The sequence below is a fragment of the Haloterrigena alkaliphila genome, assembly GCF_017352155.2.
Classification (GTDB): domain Archaea; phylum Halobacteriota; class Halobacteria; order Halobacteriales; family Natrialbaceae; genus Haloterrigena; species Haloterrigena alkaliphila.
Genome location: NZ_CP071462.1, coordinates 2,880,522 through 2,902,422, shown reverse-complemented (window position 1 = coordinate 2,902,422; position 21,901 = coordinate 2,880,522). Strand labels below are relative to the sequence as shown.

General features: G+C 66.1%; 22 protein-coding genes. 13 read left to right on the top strand and 9 right to left on the bottom strand.

Features of this window, described 5'->3' with window-relative positions:
- Positions 1 to 152: 152 nt before the first annotated feature.
- The 3 genes from aroA to J0X25_RS32925 all read right to left on the bottom strand — a co-directional run bounded on the left by aroA (position 153) and on the right by J0X25_RS32925 (position 3,077).
- The gene (gene aroA, locus J0X25_RS32935; RefSeq protein WP_207288118.1) at positions 153 to 1,451 is read right to left on the bottom strand and encodes a 3-phosphoshikimate 1-carboxyvinyltransferase; all 1,299 of its coding nucleotides are present in this window, start codon (positions 1,449 to 1,451) and stop codon (positions 153 to 155) included.
- A 77-nt stretch (positions 1,452 to 1,528) separates the two neighbouring features.
- The gene (locus J0X25_RS32930) at positions 1,529 to 1,825 is read right to left on the bottom strand and encodes a hypothetical protein (RefSeq protein WP_207288117.1); all 297 of its coding nucleotides are present in this window, start codon (positions 1,823 to 1,825) and stop codon (positions 1,529 to 1,531) included.
- Positions 1,826 to 1,934: 109 nt separating this feature from the next.
- On the bottom strand, positions 1,935 to 3,077 hold the full coding sequence (locus tag J0X25_RS32925; RefSeq protein WP_207288116.1) for a LolA family protein: 1,143 nt from the start codon (positions 3,075 to 3,077) through the stop codon (positions 1,935 to 1,937).
- Between the two features lie 93 nt (positions 3,078 to 3,170).
- Here J0X25_RS32925 and J0X25_RS32920 point away from each other — a divergent pair, with 93 nt between their 5' ends.
- On the top strand, positions 3,171 to 4,361 hold the full coding sequence (locus J0X25_RS32920; RefSeq protein ID WP_207288115.1) for a M24 family metallopeptidase: 1,191 nt from the start codon (positions 3,171 to 3,173) through the stop codon (positions 4,359 to 4,361).
- A gap of 353 nt (positions 4,362 to 4,714) precedes the next feature.
- Here J0X25_RS32920 and J0X25_RS32915 read toward each other — a convergent pair whose 3' ends face one another.
- Together J0X25_RS32915 and J0X25_RS32910 are read right to left on the bottom strand one after the other, a co-directional pair.
- Positions 4,715 to 5,770: an NAD(P)/FAD-dependent oxidoreductase gene (locus J0X25_RS32915; RefSeq protein ID WP_207288114.1), complete on the bottom strand. Its 1,056-nt coding sequence runs from the start codon at positions 5,768 to 5,770 to the stop codon at positions 4,715 to 4,717.
- A 106-nt stretch (positions 5,771 to 5,876) separates the two neighbouring features.
- Positions 5,877 to 6,608 carry a GNAT family N-acetyltransferase gene (locus J0X25_RS32910; protein WP_207288113.1) on the bottom strand — a complete coding sequence of 244 codons (732 nt, stop codon included), beginning with the start codon at positions 6,606 to 6,608 and terminating at the stop codon, positions 5,877 to 5,879.
- 226 nt (positions 6,609 to 6,834) lie between these two features.
- On the opposite strand from J0X25_RS32910, the gene J0X25_RS32905 reads away from it, so the two are divergent.
- From J0X25_RS32905 to J0X25_RS32880, 6 genes are all read left to right on the top strand, one after another.
- Positions 6,835 to 7,647 (top strand): prephenate dehydrogenase/arogenate dehydrogenase family protein, encoded by an 813-nt coding sequence (locus J0X25_RS32905; protein ID WP_207288112.1) that lies wholly within the window; start codon positions 6,835 to 6,837, stop codon positions 7,645 to 7,647.
- A complete protein-coding gene (locus J0X25_RS32900) occupies positions 7,644 to 9,254 on the top strand; it encodes a small ribosomal subunit Rsm22 family protein (RefSeq protein ID WP_207288111.1) in 1,611 nt (536 codons plus the stop codon). The genes J0X25_RS32905 and J0X25_RS32900 overlap by 4 nt, the downstream gene beginning before the upstream one ends.
- Before the next feature lie 486 nt (positions 9,255 to 9,740).
- On the top strand, positions 9,741 to 10,547 hold the full coding sequence (gene surE, locus J0X25_RS32895) for a 5'/3'-nucleotidase SurE (protein WP_207288110.1): 807 nt from the start codon (positions 9,741 to 9,743) through the stop codon (positions 10,545 to 10,547).
- 114 nt (positions 10,548 to 10,661) lie between these two features.
- Positions 10,662 to 10,883: a hypothetical protein gene (locus J0X25_RS32890; RefSeq protein ID WP_207288109.1), complete on the top strand. Its 222-nt coding sequence runs from the start codon at positions 10,662 to 10,664 to the stop codon at positions 10,881 to 10,883.
- A gap of 209 nt (positions 10,884 to 11,092) precedes the next feature.
- Positions 11,093 to 11,479: a helix-turn-helix transcriptional regulator gene (locus J0X25_RS32885; protein WP_207288108.1), complete on the top strand. Its 387-nt coding sequence runs from the start codon at positions 11,093 to 11,095 to the stop codon at positions 11,477 to 11,479.
- Between the two features lie 185 nt (positions 11,480 to 11,664).
- Complete coding sequence (locus J0X25_RS32880) at positions 11,665 to 11,811, top strand: DUF1328 domain-containing protein (protein ID WP_207288107.1); 147 nt, start codon at positions 11,665 to 11,667, stop codon at positions 11,809 to 11,811.
- A 31-nt stretch (positions 11,812 to 11,842) separates the two neighbouring features.
- On the opposite strand, the gene J0X25_RS32875 is transcribed toward J0X25_RS32880, so the two are convergent.
- Entirely contained in the window at positions 11,843 to 12,163 is a 321-nt protein-coding gene (locus tag J0X25_RS32875; RefSeq protein ID WP_207288106.1) for a HalOD1 output domain-containing protein, read from the bottom strand.
- Positions 12,164 to 12,963: 800 nt separating this feature from the next.
- Between J0X25_RS32875 and J0X25_RS32870 the strand changes: the two genes are divergently transcribed.
- The 4 genes from J0X25_RS32870 (at position 12,964) to J0X25_RS32855 (ending at position 15,423) form a co-directional block, all read left to right on the top strand.
- On the top strand, positions 12,964 to 13,155 hold the full coding sequence (locus tag J0X25_RS32870; RefSeq protein ID WP_207288105.1) for a hypothetical protein: 192 nt from the start codon (positions 12,964 to 12,966) through the stop codon (positions 13,153 to 13,155).
- Between the two features lie 179 nt (positions 13,156 to 13,334).
- Positions 13,335 to 13,724, top strand: coding sequence for a hypothetical protein (locus J0X25_RS32865; protein ID WP_207288104.1), 390 nt, complete (start codon positions 13,335 to 13,337; stop codon positions 13,722 to 13,724).
- Positions 13,725 to 13,883: 159 nt separating this feature from the next.
- Entirely contained in the window at positions 13,884 to 14,570 is a 687-nt protein-coding gene (locus tag J0X25_RS32860) for a hypothetical protein (protein ID WP_207288103.1), read from the top strand.
- Positions 14,571 to 14,718: 148 nt separating this feature from the next.
- Positions 14,719 to 15,423: an ABC transporter ATP-binding protein gene (locus tag J0X25_RS32855; protein WP_207288102.1), complete on the top strand. Its 705-nt coding sequence runs from the start codon at positions 14,719 to 14,721 to the stop codon at positions 15,421 to 15,423.
- An 88-nt stretch (positions 15,424 to 15,511) separates the two neighbouring features.
- On the opposite strand, the gene J0X25_RS32850 is transcribed toward J0X25_RS32855, so the two are convergent.
- The 3 genes from J0X25_RS32850 to J0X25_RS32840 are packed head-to-tail and all read right to left on the bottom strand — an operon-like array spanning position 15,512 to position 18,699.
- On the bottom strand, positions 15,512 to 16,534 hold the full coding sequence (locus J0X25_RS32850) for a branched-chain amino acid ABC transporter permease (RefSeq protein ID WP_207288101.1): 1,023 nt from the start codon (positions 16,532 to 16,534) through the stop codon (positions 15,512 to 15,514).
- A complete protein-coding gene (locus J0X25_RS32845) occupies positions 16,534 to 17,415 on the bottom strand; it encodes a branched-chain amino acid ABC transporter permease (RefSeq protein ID WP_207288100.1) in 882 nt (293 codons plus the stop codon). Before J0X25_RS32845 ends, J0X25_RS32850 begins: the two co-directional genes overlap by 1 nt.
- Before the next feature lie 33 nt (positions 17,416 to 17,448).
- The gene (locus J0X25_RS32840) at positions 17,449 to 18,699 is read right to left on the bottom strand and encodes an amino acid ABC transporter substrate-binding protein (protein ID WP_207288099.1); all 1,251 of its coding nucleotides are present in this window, start codon (positions 18,697 to 18,699) and stop codon (positions 17,449 to 17,451) included.
- Positions 18,700 to 19,212: 513 nt separating this feature from the next.
- Between J0X25_RS32840 and J0X25_RS32835 the strand changes: the two genes are divergently transcribed.
- Both J0X25_RS32835 and J0X25_RS32830 read left to right on the top strand, forming a co-directional pair.
- Positions 19,213 to 19,956: an ABC transporter ATP-binding protein gene (locus tag J0X25_RS32835; protein WP_207288098.1), complete on the top strand. Its 744-nt coding sequence runs from the start codon at positions 19,213 to 19,215 to the stop codon at positions 19,954 to 19,956.
- 205 nt (positions 19,957 to 20,161) lie between these two features.
- On the top strand, positions 20,162 to 21,616 hold the full coding sequence (locus tag J0X25_RS32830; protein ID WP_207288097.1) for a thermonuclease family protein: 1,455 nt from the start codon (positions 20,162 to 20,164) through the stop codon (positions 21,614 to 21,616).
- Positions 21,617 to 21,901: the final 285 nt, after the last annotated feature.

Here is a 21,901-nt window from a genome sequence, read left to right as displayed (position 1 = left end):
TGATCGTAAATAGCTAACTCCTCCGGAAACCCACCGGGACGAACACCGGGCGACTGGAAGATGGAACATCGCGACTGGGGTCGTAGCCGACGGCCGAGATCGTGGCAGACGTCCGAGATCGTGGCAGACGGCCGGGGTCGTAGCCGGCGATGCTACTCGCGTCGCTCGAGGGCGACACCCAGATCCTCGAGCATCCCGAAGAAGCCGGGAAACGAGACGTCCACGTGGTCGGCGCCTTCGACGGTCGTCTCGCCGTCGGCGACCAGTCCCGCCAGCGCGAGCGCCATGATGATCCGGTGGTCATCGCGGCCGGAGACGGTCGCCCCCTCGAGTCGGGAGTCGCCGCCGTGGACCGTCAGCGAGTCCCGCTCCTCGGTCGTCTCGACGCCCAGTTTGCCCAGTTCCTCGGCCATCGCGCTCACGCGGTCGGTCTCCTTGTACCGGACGTGCTCGGCGTTCGTGATATGGGTATCGCCGTCGGCGACGGCGCCCAGCGTCGCGATCGTCGGCAGCAGATCCGGGGTGTCCTCGACGTCGACCTCGATCCCCGACAGCGGCGCGCTCGAGACGTCGATGACGCCCGCCTCGCGGTCCCAGTCGACGTCGGCGCCCATTCGATCGACGATCTCGACGATGGCGGTGTCGCCCTGCGCGCTGGGGTTGGCGCCTTCGATACGGACGCCGTCGTCCTCGTCGCCGGCGATGGCACCCGCCGCGAGGGGGTAGGAGATCGAGGAGAAGTCGCCGGGGACCGCGTACTCGCCCCCTGCCGGGTCGTAGGACTGGCCGCCCTCGACCGCGAAGCCGCCGTCCGTCTGGCGGGCGTCGACGCCGAAGTCTGCGAGCACCTCGAGCGTGATATCGACGTAGGGCGCGGACTTCAGTTCGGTCTCGAGGTCGATCTCGATCCCCTCGTCGGTGACGGCGCCGGCCAGCAGCAGGGCCGTGATGTACTGCGAGGAGACGTCGCCCGGGATCGAGACCGCGCCGCCCGAGAGGGGGCCGGTGACGACCAGGGGCGCCTGCCCGTTGCCGCGCGTGCTGTCGGCCTCGGCGCCGAGATCGGTGAGCGCCTCGAGCAGCGGGCCCTGGGGCCGCGAGCGCAGCGATTCGTCGCCGGTGAGGACGGTCGTGCCGTCGGCGAGCGCCGCCGCGGCTGTAACGAGTCGCATCGTCGTGCCGCTGTTGGCGCAGTCGATCACGTCCGCCGGCACGTCGGGCCGGCCGTCGAAGCCGTCGACCTCGAGGGTGCCGTCCTCGCGGCGCTCGACGTCGCCGCCGAACAGGTCGACCGCGCGGGCGGTCGCCCGCGTGTCCGCGCTCAAGAGCGCGTCGCGGACCGTCGCGCCGTCGGCGTAGCCGGCGGCGAGGATCGCCCGGTGGGTGTAACTCTTCGAGGGCGGTGCCCGCGCCGCCCCCGCGACGCTCGAGGGCGTGATCGTGACGTTCATGGTCGCCCTGTCGCGTGGCCTCCCCTTACCGATACCGATCCGAACGGTTCGCGAGGACGGCCGACAGGCCCGACGGGCTACTTCACTCGAAAAACGTGTTCGTGGTGCGCGTCCAGCAGTTCCAGCAGCGGTGCGATTTCGTCGAATCGAGGGCCTCGCTCGACCGTGTTTACGGCGGGCGTCCATTCGATGAACCCGTAATCGTCTAACTTGGGGAGGTCGCAGTGCTGGTATTCGGCGCGACCCGTGTCCGGTGGCGAGTCGTGGGTTATCGGCGAGTCGGTCTGCGGGGTCGTCTCGAGGAGGGCGAACAACAGGGTTCGTCGTTTTTGATCCGCCAGTGCGTCGAACATCTCTTCAGTCTGTTGAACCATCTTCCCTGAGATAGTTCCTCGAGACGTATACAGACCGCCATTTTCACGAGAATTAGGGGTTTTGATTAACTGGGTGAACGCCGGTATTGTTCGGCCGATCCGCGCGGGATCACGGACAGCCGATCGAGGCCGCGATTTCGCGCAAGGGTTCGTCGCCGGTCACGCTCGAGACCTCGTAGTTGAGCCCGTCGCAGACCCAGAAGACGCACTTCCGCCGCCCGTCGCGCAGGTAGGCCGTTCGACCGTCGATCTCGATCTCCTCGAGCGCGCTCGGTCTGAACCGCTGGAATTCCCGAACGGTCACGTATAGTTCGCGCGCGACCACGTCCGGATCGTCGTACCACAGCGTCGCGGTCACCCCGCCGTACTGGTCCTTCCGGTCGACGACCGTGATCCGATCGAGTTCGAACGCGTCCGGGACGTCCGGCGCCGGCAGGTCGTACGGCACCGCGGCTTCGGCGGCGTCCCGAGAGGCGAAGGCCCCGTCCGGTTCGGTGCCCTCGGTGACGACCTCGGCGTCCGCAGGGGGGTCGTACGTGAACGTCCCCGGCGCCAGCCCCTCGTCGATCGCGAGGTCCGCGTACGTGACCGACAGGCTGTGGACGGTCTCGCCACCGTCGTTCAGCACGGTTCGTTCCCGGATCGGATACCGGTACTCGTCGTCGATCCAGACGGTCCGGGTCACGTCCAGTTCCTCGAGGCTGCCCGTCGATCCCAGCGGCACGACGTACGTCGTGTCCCCCACGACCAGGTCGATCGTCGGGCCGCGGTCGTCTTCCGGGGGCTTCGTCTCGACGACGTGGGCCTCGCGCCCGTCGACGGTCTCGCGTCCCTCGTAGCCCAGCCGGTACTCCTCGAGGAGCATCTCGAGGACGCGCTGGGGCCGGTCGGAGTCGACCTTGTTCGGGTGGTACTGCTTCTCCACGCGGTCGGTCGTCGGATCGTACTCCCAGGTCACCTCCCGGTTGGTCACGTCGACCGAGCCCTCCGGGAACGTTGGATCGGTCGACTCGAGGATCTCCCGCCGTTGTGCGGCCGGCGGCCGACTGGCGAACCGTTCCGTTCGCTCGCGGGTCTCGTCCGGGAGTTCGGCCGTCACGACGCGACGGGCCGCGAGGTCGGTCATCCCCCGGCGCGTCTCGACGGCCTCCCGGACGAGCGCGTCGGCCGACGGCGGCTCGTCGGCGGTCTGTCGCACGCACCCGCCGAGCGCGACCACCGCGCCGGCCGCCAGGATCCGTCGCCGATTCATACGCGACAGAGTATCTTCTTAATTGATAAGTTTGTGGGTCCGAATCGATCCGCGATAGCCGGGGTTATGTGGCTGCCCGCCACACACCGACGTATGGACGTAGACGTCGACCTCTCGCCCCTGCGCGACCACCTCGAGACCGAGGGGCTGGACGGCTATCTGATCGACGACGACGCCTCGGACGCCGACCAGCGGTACGTCTCCGGCTTCACGGCGCCGGACCCCTACCAGACGCTGGTGACCCAGGACGGCGTCCACCTGCTCGTCTCGGGACTCGAGTACGGTCGCGCGAGCAAGGAATCTAGCGCGGACTCGGTGTCGCGGCTGGCCGCCTACGACTACCAGACGCTCGTCGCCGAACACGGCGCCTACGAGGGCAAGAGCCGCGTCCTCGCGGCGTTCCTCGAGGACCACGGCGTCGACTCGGTCGCCGTCCCGCGGAACTTCCCGACCGGGACCGCCGACGGCCTGCGCGAGCGCGGCCTCGAGGTCACCGTCGAACCCGAGGGGATCGTCGAGGACGTCCGGGCGACGAAGACCGAGTGGGAACTCGAGCAGATCCGCGCGACCCAGCGGGCCAACGAGGCCGCGATGGCCCGCGCGGAGGAACTGATCGCGACCGCGGACGTGGACGGCGACGGCGTCCTCGTCAGCGACGGCGAGGCGCTCACCAGCGAGCGCGTCACGGAAGAGATCGAGGTGACGCTGCTCCGCCACGGCTGCGGCCTCGACGACACCATCGTCGCCTGCGGCGCGGACGGCGCCGATCCTCACGACCGGGGCAGCGGCCCGCTCGAGGCCGACGAACTGATCGTGATCGACATCTTCCCGCGGGACAAGGAGACGGGCTACTTCGCGGACATGACCCGGACGTTCGCCCGCGGCGACCCGGGCGAGGAGGCCCGGCGGCGGTACGAGGTGACCGAACGGGCGTACGAGGCCGCCCTCGAGACCGTCGCAGCCGGCGTCACCGGCGCGGCCGTCCACGACGCGGCCTGCGACGTCATCGAGGACGCGGGCTACGAGACCCTTCGGAGCGATCCTAATACCGAGACCGGCTTCATCCACAGCACCGGCCACGGCGTCGGCCTCGACATCCACGAGGAGCCCAGCGTCTCCCCCTCCGGCGGCGACCTCGCGGCTGGCCACGTGATCTCGATCGAACCCGGTATCTACGACCCCGCCGTCGGCGGGGTCCGCATCGAGGACCTGATCGTCGTCACCGAGAACGGCTACGAGAACCTGACCGACTATCGGGTGGGACTCGAGCCGACGGCGGAGTAACCGGACTCGAGATCTCCTTGGACGGGTATCGGTTCCGAATCCTTCTCCTTGCCGTGGCGCGCGCTGTCGTCCGTTCGAACGGTAGTGAGAACGGACGATGATATTGCGCGAGGGATGAGCGAGGGAGCGCAGCGACTGAGCGAATCGGCTGGGGAGGGAGTGGCGATCCCCTGCCGCCACGTATGCAGGATGCTTTTTCCCTCGTTCTGCTATCGTGGCAACAGTGACTTCCACGCCCTCCCCAGCCGATTCGCTCGTTCCCTCCGGTCACTCGCTCATCCCTCGCACGCATTTGTAGCGCGGTTCACCGGTGGTTCACCGCGCTACAGCGCGCGCCACCACACACCGGTTCCTCATCTGGAGTTAGTATTCGTGACGCGCTCGCCGGTCTCGAGACCGTTCCGTAACGCGGCGTGCAGTCGCCCTTCGCCGGCGACCCAGTCGCCGAGACAGTACAACCCCTCCGCTTCGGCCTCTCGAATCGGCTCGCGGTCGACGCCGTCCTCGGGTTGCGCGTAGCGCCAGCCCTGGTGGGCCGTCCAGTCGGGCTCGAGCAACCGCTCGTCGTCCATCACGTCGGCGGTGAGCTCGGCGAGGTCCTCGAGGGCCTCGTCGGGGTCGTCGTCGAAGCGCTCGAGCGACCACTCGTGGTTGGCCTGGACGATCAGCAGCGTCTCGCCGTCGGGAACGTGGCCCGGCTTGCACTCCTCGCGGGCGATCCAGCCGATCTCGTGGGCCTTGTCGGTGTTCACCAGCGCGTAGTAGGGTTGCTCGAGTTCGAACGGGTAGTGGAAGACGCCGGTCCAGATCGTCCGGTAGGGAACGCTCGAGATTGCGTCGACGATCCGCTCTCGAAGGCCGCCGTCGGACTCCCAGTCGGCGTCCCGCAGCAGGTCGGCGGTCTGGGGCGCCGGCGGATTCAGGAGGACGGCGTCGAAGGGACCCCACTGGTCGCCGCTGGCGTCCTCGAGTTGCCACGTTCCGGTGCCGGAATCCTGGCGAATCGTCTCGACGCACGTCTTCCGGTGGACGGTCGCGTCGGTTCGCTCGAGGAGTCGCTTGGCGATCTGGGTCAGTCCCTCGCGGTAGGTCCACTTGTGCTCGTCGGCGTCCCGGCCCTCCGAGACTGCGCCATCGCCGTCGAACGTCCAGATCGGCTCCGCCACATCCACGAGCCCGTCAGTCGCGAGGGTCTCCGTGAGCAGGTCGACCACCCGCTCGTCGTCGGCCTTGACGTAGTTCGCGCCGTAGTCGTAGGTGACGTCGCCGCGCCGCCGGGTGGCCGCGCGGCCGCAGAGGCCGCCGGACTTCTCGAGGACGGTCACCCGCGAGTCGGGTCCCGCGGTCTCGAGGGCGTACGCGGCGGCCGCGCCGGCCGCGCCCGCGCCGACGATTCCGATTCGGGTCACGGTGGCCCGTTCGGCGCCGTCCGTCAAGTAGTCCGGCCCCAACGCGACGGGATGCAGGCACCTCGGCACTGATGCAACGAGACGCGGGAACCTCCCGCCGCCGTCGCTACAGTTCGCGGGCCATCATCACCTCGTCGATGCACTCGCCGTCGATCTCGTAGTGATCGCGCCGGATCGCCTCGGTGTCCCAGCCGTGCTCGGTGAGGAACTCGAGGGCGTGATCGTTGGTGATCGGGACGCTGTTGTACACCTTCCGGAAGCCGTTGGCCTCCGCCCACTCGAGCCCCCGCTGGAGCAGTCTGCTCCCGATGCCGTGACCCCGGTAGGCCTCGCGGACGCCGACCGTCTGCTGGGCGGTGCCCTGCAGGTGTTCGGTCTGGGGTAGCTCGAGGTGGGTCCAGCCGACGAGGTCGCCGTCGACCGTCGCGACGAAGAACATCCGCGACCGGACGCTGTTGTGTCTGGTCACCGCGTCCTCGTAGAGCAGTTCCTCCGCGATGGTCTCCGCGACGACGTACGTCTCCTCGGCGGTGACGTCCCGGACCGCGTCGACGAGGCCGTCGAAGTCGTCCTGTCGACCGGGCCGGATGACGAACGCCAGCTCGTCGGTCTCGTACTTCGCCACCGCGCCGAACTCGAGGGCGATCTGGAGGGTCCCGCCGCGCTCTTCCAGGTAGCCGTCGTTTTTCAGTCGCTCGAGGTGCGTTCCGAACTCGTCGGCCGAGAGCGCGACGGCGTCCAGTAACTTGTGTCGTTTGACCGTCCCGTTCCGTTCGACGTACTCGTAGATGCGTTTGCTGGCGTCGGACGCGAACGTCGGGCGCTCGATCGCTCCCATAGGGTCCGTACGGAAACCGGCGGCTTAGAGTTTGGCCCTTGGTACCGTCAGCCACAACTGACCGTTCCGAGCACGTCTTCGGGGCCGACTGGCGTTCCCGACCGACGACGCGGCGGTGTCACCGACGGACGACAGGGGGTCGCGGTTCGTCGGATCACTCCAGCGGACGGTCACGCGAGGCGATCGATCGAACGGCTTTTGCGACGCCGGGCGGTAGCAGAGGGCGATGGACGTACTGATCGTCGGCGCGGGCGCGATGGGGACCTGGTTCGGCCGCGCCGTCGACGCCGCGGTCACGTTCGCCGACGTGGACCCCGACGCCGCCGCGGCCGCGGCCGACGCGGTCGGCGACGCCGAGACCACCGCCCTCGAGGGCGACGACAGCTACGACGCCGTCTGTCTGGCGGTGCCGATGACCCACGTCGTCGAGGCGGTCGCCGACCACGCCGAGCGGGCCGAGCGGGCCATCCTCGACGTCTCGGGGGTGATGGAACCGCCGCTCGAGGCGATGGCGACCCACGCGCCGGACCTCGAGCGGACGAGCCTCCACCCGCTGTTCGCGCCCGACCGGGCGCCCGGGTCGATCGCGGTCGTCCGCGAGGCGACGGGGCCGGTGACCGACGCGCTCCTCGCGGCTCTCCTGGAACGGGGCAACGACCCCATCGAGACGACGGCGACCGAACACGACGAGGCCATGGAGTCGGTGCAGGCGGCGACTCACGCCGCCGTCCTCGCCTTCGCCCTCGCCGCCGAGCCGGCGCCGGACGGGTTCGAGACGCCGATCTACGACGGGCTTCGCACGCTGGTCGAGCAGATGACCGAGGGGACGCCGCGGGTCTACGCCGACATTCAGGGCACGTTCGCGGGCGCCGAGCGCGTCGCCGACGCCGCCGCGACGATCGCCGACGCCGACGCCGCGGAACTCGAGTCGCTGTACCGCGACGCGGCCGAACGGTGGCAGCCCGAACGGGAATTGCGGGGGGACGAGAGTACCGGGGACGGACCGATGCAGGACGCAGACGGCGGTGATCTCGAGTGAGCGACCAGCGCGACGCCGTTCGCTCGAACGCGAAGTACCTGCAGCACGTCCGGCCGATCGATCCGGACGAGATCTGCGAGTACGTCGAGGGGAACCCGCATCCGGCGGTCGTTCGCCAGCACCTTCGCGAACTGGCGCCCGAACTCGGCCTGCTCGAGCGCGACGACGGGACGTTCGTCCCCGTCGACGACGACCCCGTCGCGGCGAACCCCGGCCCCGTAGAGCGCTTCCCCACCAGATACGAACGCCGCCTCGAGGACTTGCTGGTCGACCGCTACGGCGCGAACTGGCACGAGGACGCCACGGGGGAACTCCTGCGGTCGACGATTCGGCGGTTCAAGCGCCGCTACCTCGAGCGCCGCCCGGTGGAGTACGACGAGGACGTCGCGTCGGGGTACGCGATCTACCACCTGCCGGGCTACTACGCCGCCGTCCAGTACGCGCTGGACGACCTCGCCGAGCGCGGCCTGCTCGGGCGGTCACTGCGGGTCCTGGACATCGGCGCCGGCGTCGGGGGTCCCGCCCTCGGACTGTGCGACTATCTTCCGGAGGACGCCCTGCTCGACTACCACGCGGTCGAACCCAGCGCGGCGGCCGACGTCCTCGAGGAACTGCTCGCCGAGACGGGCCGGAACGTCCACCCGACGATCCACCGGACGACCGCGGAGGAATTCGACCCCGGCGACGTCGCCGCCGGCGACGGCGACGGCGCGTTCGATCCGACCGCGCCCGACGACGGCTTCGATCTCGTGCTCGCCGCGAACGTGCTGAACGAACTCGCTGATCCGGCCGCCGTCCTGCGCTCTGCGCTCGAGACGCTCGCGCCCGACGGGACGCTGCTGGCGATGGCGCCCGCGGACAAGAACACCAGCGTCGGGTTGCGCGAGGTCGAACGCGAACTCGAGGACGAGCGCCTGTGGACGCCCGAAGAGATGGGCATGGGCGAGGACGGCGAGGAAGCGGAGGATGGGGACGACGGCGAGGAAAGGGACAGTGCGGATAACGGCAAAGCCGACGAGTACGGCCGAGTGACGGTCTACGGTCCCACCGTCCGACTCTGGCCGGGCGAGCGCCCCGCGGATCGGGGCTGGTCGTTCGACGCCAGACCCGACCTCGAGGTCCCCTCCTTCCAGCGGAAACTCGACGAGGCGGCCCCGCCCGACGACGAGGAGCACGCCCCCGGCGAGTTCGTCAACGTCGACGTGCAGTTCTCCTCCTCGCTGTTGCGACTCGACGGCCGGCGGCGGATCGACCTCTCGCTGACCACCAGCGACTGGGCGAAGATGGCCGAGATGGAGCGCCACGTCACGAACCGGATCGACCTCGTCGCCGCGAAACTCAGCCGGTCGCTGAGCGACCGCGGGGACGACGGCCGAGGCGGTGGTGGCGGCGGCCGCTCGAACCCGCTGTTCAAGATCAGCGACGGCAGCGAGGCCGTCGACCACTACGCGGTCCTGACGACGGAGACGACGCTCAACCGTCCGCTGCTCGAGGCCGACTACGGCGACGTGCTGTCGTTCGAACGGATCCTTGCGCTCTGGAACGACGACGAGGGGGCGTACAACCTCGTCGTCGACGAGGAGACGATCGTCGACCGGATCGGCTGAGCGATGGTCGGTCTGGCGATTTCCTATTCGGACTCGATATAGTACGAAAACGCTCTATGCGGTGCCGATACGTGCGAATGGAACGACGCTTCGATTGGAGCGACGGGTGAAACGAAGCGTCCTGCTATCGTGGCAACAGGGAATCGCCACGTCCTCCCCAGCCGATTCGCTCGTTCGCAGGCTCACTCGCTCATCCCTCGCACGAAATCGTCAGCCGCCCTCGCGCTCACTCGGACGGCTGACAGCGCGCGCCACTACACGCCGGTTCCTCAGCCATTATTGACCGCGGTTTCACGGACACTTCCGAACAGAGAGACGGTACTACCAACTACGATGAGGCCGCTTGAAGCGGGTGCGACCGTCGTAACCGCTCGAGCGATCAGTGGGGACCCGACCCGTCAAAGATCGGCGAGCACCCGGAAACCGATCCACCGAACGACCTGCTAAAGCGGTGGGCTTTTCGCGTCGGCTTCCGACCCGACGGATATGAGCGATCGCCTCGAGATCCTGCTGACCAACGACGACGGGATCCACAGCACCGGGCTCCGGGCGCTGTACGACGCCCTCTCCGAACGCGGCAACGTGACCGTCGTCGCTCCCGCGACCGACCAGAGCGCCTGCGGGCGCTCGATGTCCCACGAGGTCGACGTCGAGACGCACGAGTTGGGCTACGCCCTCCACGGGACGCCCTCGGACTGCGTCGTCGCCGGCCTGGCCGAACTCGGCCCCGACCCCGACATCGTCGTCGCGGGCTGTAACAAGGGCGCCAACCTCGGCGAGTACGTGCTGGGTCGCTCGGGAACGATCAGCGCCGCCGTCGAGGCCGCCTTCTTCGACGTCCCGGCCATCGCCACGTCGATGTACGTCCCCGTCGAGGACGCGCCGCTGAGTCAGATCGACCTCGCGACCGACGACTACGCCGAGGCGACCCGAGTGACCTCCTATCTGGTCGAACACGCCCTCGAGGCCGGCGTGTTCGACCACGCCGCGTACCTCAACGTCAACGTGCCCGTCGCGGACGGCGATCCCGCACCCGTCGAGATCACCCGGCCCTCGAAACGCTACGAGATGGACGCCGAACGGGACGGGAACCGGGTCCACCTCAAGGATCGCGTCTGGGAACGGATGGATCCCGAGAGCCTCCCGGACCCCGAGGGAACCGACCGACGGGCGGTCGTCGAGGGCCGCATCAGCGTCTCCCCGCTGACTGCGCCCCACTCGACGCCCCATCACGAGGCGCTGACGACGCTCGTGGAGGCCTATCCCGACAGTGCGCGGTCGACGAACGACTAGTCGTGGTGACGACGCGATGACGCCGGATCCGTCACGTCGGGGCCGCCCCGAACACGTCGGCGAGAATGCGCCTGCTACCGAACTGATTTGTATCGGGATGGTGAACGGATAGCCATGGCAGCGGTCGAAACCGAGATCTGTGAACCGCGCGAGGGCCTCGAGCGGGGCGTATTCGTCCGGTTCGGAGCCTCCTCGGCGGGCGGCCCGCGCCTGGAGACGGGGCCGAGTCCGCCCGGGAACGGTGGTTCCGACGGCCGAACGGTCGACGCGCGCCTCGTCGATAGCGAGACGACTTCCGTACGCGAAACCGGCTGCTTCGTCCGGGATCTGCCGTGACGGTCGATCGTCTCGGTCTCGAGTGTCTACTCGATGAGGTGATAATCGACTTGCGGGTCGCAAGGCCCGCGCTATTCGCCAATGGCAGCGTTACGATAGTTATACCGTAATTAGCAACTACAGAGATACATAACCCATGAAACATAAAACCAACGTCGGTGGGGTCCCAACGGACGCCACTGACGAGTACCACAGACGGTGATCGAAGAATGGTAATCAGCACACTCTGGGGTCGGCTCACTTCACTCTGGTCGGACAGTACGGCGGAAAACGCGGATACCGCCGAATCGGCGGACGAAGACGCCGACGGCAGCGAGGACGAAACGCTCAGCTACGCCGAAGAGATCGAGTACGGCGTCGACGAGCAGGAACTACCCGACGACGACAAAATTCTCAGACTACTCGTGAAACGCGGCGGCCGCGTCGATCGATCGACCGTCCAGCAGCAAACCGGCTGGTCGGAGGAGCGCCTTCGTGACGTCATCAGCGACATGGAAGACGACGGCCAGATCAGTGCGATCACCGTCGGTCGAAAGCGGGTGATCTGCCGGCGCGGGTTCGAACCCAAGGGCTATCGGTCGCATCTCAACGAGTAGCGGATCGAATCGAGTCGAACCGAAGTGGGACGGAGTGGGTTTTGCGGGGCTACACTGTAGACTCACGGATAGTGATACTCGAGAGACCGACCCTGCCGATGGTCGGTAGAGACGGCGGGCGGTGGTCGGTGGAGGCGGCGTATTCAGGCCGAATTCACTTCCGTCGAACAGCCGTTTGTATAGACATGTTAGAACTCGCACTGCTGTTCTTCGTGATCGCGATCATCGCCGGTGCGCTCGGCGCGAACGGCGTCGCCGGACTGAGCATGGCTGCCGGAAAGTGGCTCGTGTTGTTGTTCGTCGTGTTGGCCATCGTGTCCTTGCTGCTGTGACGGCCGGGACCCCATTTTTAGGGGAACGACCTCACCGGTACACGGGCGCCGACGACGACTGCTGGAGGGACAGATCGTTCTGACAGAGCACGCCGTCGACGAAGAGCCGACCGTCGCTGGTGATCGTCACCTCGTGGTCGGCGATCTCGAACGTAAACTCCCAGGTGCCGCCATCGTAGTCGGCCAGCTCCGTCAGGACGGCCGGGTTGATGTACTCGTAGAGGGTGTACTCGACTTCGTCGAGGTTGAGCCGATCGGCTTCGGCCAGCGCCTGGACTATCTCGACGATGATTTCGTCTCGACCCCCGTCGGCTGACGACTGCTGATTCGATTGGGACTGAAAGTTATCCATCGCTGGAACCTCGGTCTGAACGGGACTGCAACGGGCGAACCGATTCGACGGTCTGTTTACCTGATTCGGCGGTCCGTTTCCACGTTTGCGCGTCGGTACCTCGCTGGCGGCTCGAGTGGGGAATTGCGAGCGGGGTCGATCGCAGTCGGCCACGCATCGACGATCGGAAGCGGCGATCCGACCCCCCCGCCACCCACCCGTGGGTGTGCGAGGAGACGGACGTCCCGGTGTGGCGCGATCCGACCGCGGGACGACGCGGTGAACCACCCGGTCGCGGGCCGAACTGCGCCGCTCGGACGCCCGTTTTCCGGGACGCCACCCGCTTGAATCCCCATGACTGATCGATCATCGTCACGTACTCCCACTCCATCGGATCAATATTAAATAGGTTGTCACTAAATCGAACAGGAAGCTCTCTTTCGATCGCGTATGTCATACCTGATTAGGTGCCGGTGCCGTACGATCGGCTCCTCGCAGTATATGGTGTGGATACGGTCACTGGGGCTGGTGCGAAAACGGTCGCTATCCCCTCGGACGTCCACCGGACGGGACCGAACCGGAGAACGCGGTGGACGGGGCGAAGCGCCCGGCCAGACCCCAGATACGCTTCAATTGCAAAACCGACGACGGCCGATCCGTTCGGATCGGTTAGGACGGATCTCGTCACGAACGGTGCTCACCGTGCCAATTAGCCCCACTTCACGCCGATATGGCACATTTTGCGCCTGTTCGTTCCACTCTCGATGAAATTCTCGAGTAGTAAAATTCATTCTCCCGATCCGCGTCTCGACGGAGTGGGGATGGCTCACAAAGACGAAGTGACGCGAGTGCTGGCCGCGTGCGACGCGTGCGGATCCATCTACGCTGCGCGACAGTGGCCCGACGGGACCGTGCGGATCATCGGCCAGGAGGGGTGTTCGTGCGGCGAAGGGACGTTCGAAGTCGTCACCGATCCCGAGACAGATCCGCCGGCCGACGCCGGCGCGGAGTAGCGCTCTCTCCGGTGGCTCGAGTCAGTATCCGATATCGCGAGCCGTCGGTATCACCGCCCGTTGCCCGATCGAGACCGTCCGTTCTCGGGGCCCCTGGTGATTTGCGTAACGTGGAAGTCTTAGTTCTCCAGTCACAACCCTCGCCTACAGATGCGCCCCGACCACGCGAGGTGGCCACGATGATCCTCGACGACACGGAGCGACCCGCCGCGGAGTACGCGGCCCTCGCCGACGCCCTCGAGGAGTTGCGCGACGAGGTCGCCGAGAAACCGATCAAGGAATCGCGACTCGAGGGACTGTTCGACGAGGCGACCACGAGCAACCCCGACATCTGGAACACCGTCACGGCGTTCGTCGACGTCGAAGACGGCGAGGCCGTCGTCACCGAGGAGTCGAAACTCGCCCGCGGGAAGTGGGCCCCCGAAATCGTCGACGACTGCGACGCGATGGTGACCGTCGATGTCCAGTACGGGCAGATGCCCGACGAGTTCGCGTACAGCGTCCTGAAGAAACTCGAGACGAAGATCGAGACGGCCCGGGAGCGAGCGGCGGCGCAACGCGAGGAGTGAGCGGTTCTTCTACTGTTGTCCCGGGCGATCGGCGTTCGTCCCCCAGTTTCGGACGATCCGAACGCGGGTCGCGATACCGTACCGCTCGGGAAGTCAGTCGATACGAAAATCTGTCTCGATAGTAATATCTATAACCGTAAACCGAAAAGGGCGATATCAATGGTCACTCGGAGCGGGGTCCTCGTCGCCGTCTTCGTCGTCCTCTCCATCGGAATCGGCGACCCATCCGTCGCCGCGGCACAGGAAGGGGGAGATTCGATGGAAACGACGACGACGGTCACCGAGGACGGGGACATCGACACCCTAGAGATGAACTGGAAGACGGACGCGGCGACCTACGAGTCGCTGCGGGCGGCCGCGGACAAAGGGGGTTACGAGACGGTCGCCGCGTGGTTCGCCGAAGAACGGATGCTCCCCGCCGAAAACGGGTTCGAGGCGTACGGCGACGCCGCGGACACCGAACTCGAGGACGGCTACCGTATCGAGGTCGCGTTCACCCAGTTCGATCGCAGCGAACTCGAGGGACTCGAACTGACGGTCGAAGACGGAACGGTCGCCTACGAGTCCACGAGCGTCGAGGACCCCGCCGAGGACGCGACGTTCGACGAAGTAACGTACGTCCTCGAGATGCCCGGCGAAATCACGGACTCGAACGCCCACGAGGTCGACGGGAGCGTCGCCACGTGGCACCTCCACGAGGAGCCGGTGGACTCGCTCAGCGCCACGGCCGAGACGGGCAGTAGCGGGGAAACTGGATCGGCCGAGAGCCTCCCCGGCTTCGGTGCCGGAGCCGCCGCCGTCGGCGCGCTCGTCGCCATCGCCGTGCTCGGCCGTCGATCGGACTGATCTCCCGCGCTCCGATCGGGATCGCGGACGGCCGCTATATCGTGGGAGACTGTCGTTCCCGTTCTTCCGCTGCCAGATACCAGTATCACGGGGCGAGACTCGGCGAACTGAGGTACTATTTTAATGGCGGTGTGTGTATAGTGGCCCAATGACACTGCTCGAAGTGGATAGCATCGACGTCGCGTATGGGGACATCCAGGTCGTCTGGGACGTCAGCTTCTCCGTGACTGAAGGCGAGACAGTCGCGTTACTGGGCGCCAACGGTGCCGGCAAGACGACCGTGTTGAAAACCATCTGTGGCCCGCTCACGCCGATGGCGGGGGAGGTCACGTTCGATGGGGAGTCCATCGGGCACCTCCATCAGGACGAGATCGTCCCGAAGGGGATCACCCACATTCCGGAGGGTCGCGAGATTTTCTCGGACAGCACCGTTCGAGAGAACCTCCGGCTCGGCGCGTACACGAACCGCGAGGGGATGGACGAACAACTCACCCGCGTCTACGACGTGTTCCCGCGATTAGAGGAGCGACAGGGCCAAAAGGCGGGTACGCTCTCCGGCGGCGAACAGCAGATGCTGGCCATCGGACGCGGACTAATGAGCGACCCAGACCTGATCCTGCTCGACGAGGCCAGTCTGGGGCTCGCTCCCGTGCTCGTCGAGGACGTGTTCGACGCCATCGAGCGCATCAACGAGGAGGGAACGACCGTGCTACTCGTCGAACAGGACGTCAACAACGCGCTTCGCATCGCCGACCGCGGGTACGTCCTCGAGTCGGGCCGGATCACGCTGTCCGGCGACGCGGCAGAACTCGCGGACGACGAGCGCGTCGCGGCGTCGTACCTCGGCGGATAGTCGTCGGCGCGAGAGGCGGTTCTCGAGTCGAGGGACAGCGAGGAGCGGCCGGCGAGAAAAGGAGTGGCAACGGAGACGCGGTCAGCAGTTACTCCGCACCTGACTGGTCGGTAGTGGCGTCCTCATCGACGGCCGGCGATTCGGCGTCGCCGAAGCGGTCCGCGAGGAGTTTGTAGAGGCCGCCCGGCGCGTAGATGATGAACGTGATGATGAGCGCTCCCTCGATGACGGGTGCGAACTCGCCGGCGATCTGGCGCAGGCCCTCGTCGAGCGCCACGAACAGGGCGCCCCCGAGCAGCGGCCCGGCCATCGACCCCATCCCGCCGAGGACGACGACGACGAGCGTATCGACCATCCACGAGACGGCGAGCGTCGAGTCGGGGTTGACGTACAGCCAGAACTGGGCGTAGAACCCGCCCGCGATGCCGGCCATCATCGAGGCGACGATGAACGCGAACATCTTGTACCGCAGCGGGTTGATGCCGAGGCTGCTGGCGGCGTCCTCGTCGTCGTGGATGGCCCGCATTCCGAGCCCGGCGCGGCTGTTCACGATGGCGTACGTGACGAGGATACACGCGACGGTCGCGACCAGCATCAGCAGGAATACCACGTCCGGCTCGAGCTCGTTGCTGACGTAGTAGCCGGTCGCACCCCCGGAGAACTGCCGCTGGTCGAGCAAGACGAGCTGGATGATCGCAGCCACTGCAAGCGTGCCGATCGCGAAGTAGTGGCCGGTCAGCCGGAACAGGATCGGACCGAGCACGAGCGCGAGCAGTCCCGCGACGATCGCAGCGGCCGCGACTGCGACCAGTACGGGCGATTGGATGGACTCCGGTAAGCCGGCCCGCATCGGCGTCGTGAGCCACGCGGAGACGAACGCGCCGAGCCCGAAGAAGGCGTGGTGACCGAGCGAGATCTGACCCGTGTACCCTGCGATGAGGTTCCACGAAACGCCGAGCAAGACGAAGACGAGCCCGTTGAAGAAGATGTTCGTGACGAACCTCGTCGTCGTGTAGGGAACGACCGCGAGCGCGAGCACCGCGACGACGAACAGCCCGACGCGGCGCCGATCACCGAACAGCCCCTCGAAGGGTCCCGTGAGCGACACCATCACTCACCACCCCCGGAGTTGCCGAACAGGCCGTGTGGCCGCACGAGCAACACCAACACGAAGATGGTGAAGCTGATGATGTCTCGGAACCCGCCCCCGAGGTAGAGAACGCCGACGTTCTCGGAGACCCCGAGGATGAGGCCGCCGATGAGCGTGCCGGGGACGCTCCCGACGCCGCCGAGGACGACCACGGCGAACGCCTTCAGGAGGTACGACCAGCCGACGAACGGCGTGATCGGGAACAGCATCGAGAGCAGCGCGCCGGCCGCGCCTGCGAGCCCCGTCCCGATGCCGAGCGTGAGCACGTAGATGTTGGCCGTGTCGATACCCATGTACTGCGCGGCGGCGTTGTTCTGTGCGGTCGCGCGGATGGCGAGCCCGGTCGTCGTGTACTTCAGGAACGCCCACGTGCCGAGGATGAGCGCGAGGGAGAGGACGAACGTCACGAGCCGGGGGAACGAGAGCGTTATCTCTCCGATGGAAACCGGATTCCCGGGAATCCCGATATCGGTGGCCTGCGCGTCGCTTCCGACGACGATCCGGCCGATGCTCTGGAGCATCAGCGCGAGCCCGAACAGGACGATGATGGGTTGTTCCATCCCCTCTCCGACGACGCGCTTGAGAACGACGCGCTGGAGCGCCATCCCGAGCACGAAGAGCACGACGAACGCGACGACCATGCCGACGATCGGCGTGAGTCCGAACGCGGTGAACAGGGTGATCGCGACGTACGCGCCGACCATCAACATGTGGCCGTGGGCGAGATTCACGATGTCCATGATCCCGAACACGAGCGAGAGGCCGAGCGCGGCGACGGCGTAGATCCCCCCGAGGAGAAGGCCGTTGAGCAGCGACTGAACGACTAGGTCGGTAGCTACCATGTGTGTGTATCAATAACGTTGGACGGCGAGGGATTACCGTTCGCTCCACGACGGAATCGGGTAGCGGAAGTCGGACGCACCGCGCCCGTCGGCGTTGGGGTAGACGGTGTGCTGGTTCCCCTCCCACCACTGGCCGGTCGGTGCGGTCAGTTCGCCTTCCGCCGGCAGCCCGTTGTCCTCGAAGCTGAACGAACCGATGACGGTCTCGAAGGACTCCGACCGGAGCGCGTCCTGAATGGCACCGGGATCCGTGGAGTCGGCGGCCTGAACCGCCTGCAGCGCCGTCTGTGCGAGGTTGTATCCGCCGCCAACCGGGGTTCGAATGAGTTCGCCATCGTCGAGCCCGTACTCGTCCTCGTAGGCGCTCCAGAGCTGTTCGTTGCCGCCGCCGGTCAGCCCCGGCACCCAGCCGGGACACATGCAGGCGTAGGCGCCCGCTTCGCCGAGACCCGACCACCACGCGGTCGGGTCCGCGGCGCGGACGAACTTCAGCACCTGTGGTGCCCAGCCGTTCTCCTGCATCTGGGTGACGGCCGTGATGCCGCCCGGCGGCGTCGGGGTCGACAGCAACACTTCGACGTCGGCGCTGGCCGACTGGGAGATGAGCGACGAGAAGTCCTCGGAGCCGAGTTGGTAGGTCTCCCGGAGCACGACGTCGTAGCCGGCCCCCGAGAGCGTCTCCTCCCAGTAGTCGGCCTGCTCCTCGCCCCATCCGCTGTTGGCCTCCCAGATACCGATGTTCGAGGGGCGTTCACCTTCCGGGATGAGTTCGAGCAGGCCTTGCGTGGACCGCGCGACGTCCCGGGACTTCGGGAACGGGGAGTACGTCCACTCGTACCCCTCGTTGCGGTGTGGCCCCTCGAAAGCGAAGAACGCGCCGAGGAACGGCAGTCCCTGGTTCTCCGCGAACGCGCTCCCTGCGGTCACGAGGACGCTCGAGAAGCTCCCCCAGATCATGTCGACCTGGTTGTTGCTCGTGATCTGCGTGAGGCTCTGCGAGACGACTTCGGGGTCGCTTTCGTCGTCGTGCATGATGATCTCGACCTCCTCGTCGAGTTCCTCGTTCATCCTCGCGACGCCGAGTTCGTACCCCTCCTCGACCGCCGTCCCGAGCGAGGAGAACTGCCCCGACCGCGGTACCGTCGCGGCTATCGTAATCCCTTCCCCGTCGTCTTCGTCCCCGATGAGGGTACAGCCGGCGAGTCCGGACATGCCGGCGGCACCGGCCGCCCCGAGTGTTTTGAGATACGTACGCCTTCCCTGCTGCTTGTTACGTCCCACCATGCTATATCTCCATCTATATCACTTACATTATAAAAGGTATGGTTATGGTCCACCAACTATTACATTTGCCACGTTTCACTGCTGATTTCAACGATCGAGGTCTCCGTGACGGGGTTTGAGAGGATATTAGCTGATGAAGTTACCGATGGGAAAATTGGAAGATAGGTCGTCGGTGTGGTCTTTGTGTATTAATAATGGTAAATAATGCTTGGGTGGGCCTGACGATCCCATCGCGGGACTCGCCCCCGGGGTGTATCGGGGCGGCCTGCTCCGACGAGAATTTCGCGTCGGAGTCGCTCGTTTCTACCAGCGGCATCGGAAATCGACGCGTCCGCCGCGACCGCATCGGCGGCGCGGCTCGAGGCCCAGAGCGCGGAGGGACGCCGCCGATCGGGCCCGATCCGTTCGGATCCGTATAAAACTCACTTCGCCCGGGCGTAAATTTCACGCGCGTGGGACAGGGCCGACGCAGAAGACCACATTTATGCGAGTGGATGGGTAACGGCTACCAAGATGACCGTACTCGAAGGCGAGCAACTCACGAAACGGTTCGGCGGCATCGTCGCCGTCGACGACGTCTCGTTCGCTATCGATCGGGGAGAGACCGTGGGTCTCATCGGGCCGAACGGCGCCGGCAAGTCGACGCTGTTCCGACTCATCTCCGGCGTTCAGGAACCCAACGAAGGGACCGTGTACCTCGACGGGAACGACATCACCGGCCTCTCCCCCCACGAAATCTGTCACCGGGGGCTCGTTCGCACCCACCAGATCGTCCGCCCGTTCGAAACCCTCACGCTCGTGGAGAACGCCGCCGTCGGCGCGGAGTTCGGCGGCCGCGACGTCGACGACCCCGAAGAGCGCGCCCACGAAGTCCTCGAGTTCGTCGGGCTCGACGAGATGGCCCACACCACGCCCGACGAGCTCAGCGTCGGCGCGCTGAAGCGCCTCGAGATCGCTCGCGCGCTCGCGACCGATCCCGAGGTCCTGCTGTTCGACGAGGTCGCGGGCGGCCTCGACACCGAGGAAACCGAGGCGATCGTCGATCTCATCGGAGACATCGGAGATCAGGGGAAGACGGTCTTCCTCATCGATCACGTGATGCGCGCGCTGATGTCCGTCAGCGAGCGCGTGTTCGTCCTCGACAACGGCTCTCTCATCGCGTCCGGGACTCCCGACGAGATCCAGAACGATCGCCGGGTCATCGAGGCCTATCTCGGCGAGAACGCCGGCGAGACGGCGGGCGCCGCCGGCGACTGATCAGGTTCGATTGCGATCGGAACTCGCAGGCTCGAGGCTGGAACCCCGGAATCTCGAATTTGGGTTCAGTGCTCTGCTGGGAATCTGTAACGCTCTACTGGAGTGGGGTTCGATGGATTCTCGCATCGAGTTTGTATTATCTCAATGACGCTGATTCATCGAATCATCAACAGCGCTGATTACGGCGTGTGTGGGCGTGTGTCGTATGCCTGCAGGCGTTACTATCGGACGGGTAAAACAGGTCGTCGTTTACGGGTCGGGGATATGCCTACTTCTGGCTGGTCTCGGCGGGCTGGCGGAGGGAGGTGTAGGACTGCTCGGCGGATCGATTCTACTGGTGACCGGGCTGCTTCTCCTCCCGAAAACCCGTCCTCTCGTTATCGGTGCAGTCGAATCGGTCGGCGGCCCCGACCTCAGTACGCTCGGACGCGGGACGTTCGTCGTCGTAATCCTCGTCGGAACGGTCGCAGGGGCGGCTCTCGTTCCGACTGCGGAGTCTCCAGCGACGGATGACGCAAATTCGCCCGCGTCTCAGTCCGAGTCGACGGACCCGCCGTCCGACTCGTCATCGGACGACTCGTCAGGGGACGACGCAGAGGAGACGGGAGACACCGATTCCGGGTCATCCACAGCAGAGAGTTCGGATTCGGCGTCTGACTCCTCGGGAACCGACACGGCGGATTCGTCCTCGAATGCTGATTCGGACCAGTCGCCCGACGATAGCACGGCAGCAGCCGCTGACTCGTCGTCGAATGCCACGACAGCCTCACCAACCGATTCCGAATCCACCTCTCAGCCGGACGATAGCACGGCAGCCACGTCCGACTCCTCGTCAAGTGGGACAGCGGATTCAGTCGCTGATTCTGAGTCGAGACCGACATCGGACGGGAGCACGGCATCTCCGTCCGACTCCGCATCGGCGGATTCGAATGCTGATTCACACGCCGATTCGATAGCACGTGGGCAACAGACGTCGTGGACGGTTACGGTCGTCTCCGTCACCGACGGGGATACGATGGACGTGCGAATGCCCGACGGCAGCACGGAGACGATCCGATTACTCGGCGTCGATACGCCGGAGACGAGCACTGGCCGGACGGACCCTGCGGAGTGGGAAGGCATTCCCGATGATGCGGCCGGAAGGAGTTGGTTAGCCCAGTGGGGTGATCACGCCAGTGAGTACGCCGAAGAGCGCCTGGCCGGGGAAGAAATCCATATCGAACTGGACCCCGAATCCGACCGGCGCGGCACGTACGACCGCCTACTCGTGTACGCGTCCCAGTCGGCGTCGTCGGACACGTCGTTCAATCTCCGCCTCCTCGAGAACGGATACGCGCGGCTGTACGATACCCAGTTCACACAGCGATCGGCGTTCCGATCCGCCGAGGAGGCGGCTCGAGCCAACGATGTCGGCGTCTGGGAGTACGCAGGGTCCTCCCAGTCGTCCGGTGGGAGCGACGAGTCCACAGAGCAATCGGATCCGGAACCGCCAGCAGATGAGAGCACCGAGGATCTCCCCCAGCTTCCCGCGGATGGAGATTACGATTGCGGCCATTTCGACACGCAGGACCAAGCACAAACGGTGCTCGAGAGAGATCCGAGCGACCCGCACCGCCTCGATGCCGATAGCGACGGAATCGCCTGCGAGTCGCTCCCCTGATTTCGACACCGGAGGACGGTATTTTCCGCGCCTTCGGCCGTCGCACTCTCGCCGTAACTCACCAGAACGGCTGCAATCTGGCCACGAACCCGCCACTCATCTAGTTCGCTCGGACGGTATCGCGGTTCGTTTGACTCGCTGGCCACCATCCCACCACGGCGGGGAGGTTGTCACCGCATGGTTCGATGCCGTCCCACGCTATTCGTGATACGAAGTTTTTTGGTCCTCCTCACTAAGACGAAACTACCGGTTCATCACCCCCTCTCCGTCCCTTCGATTGGCGAG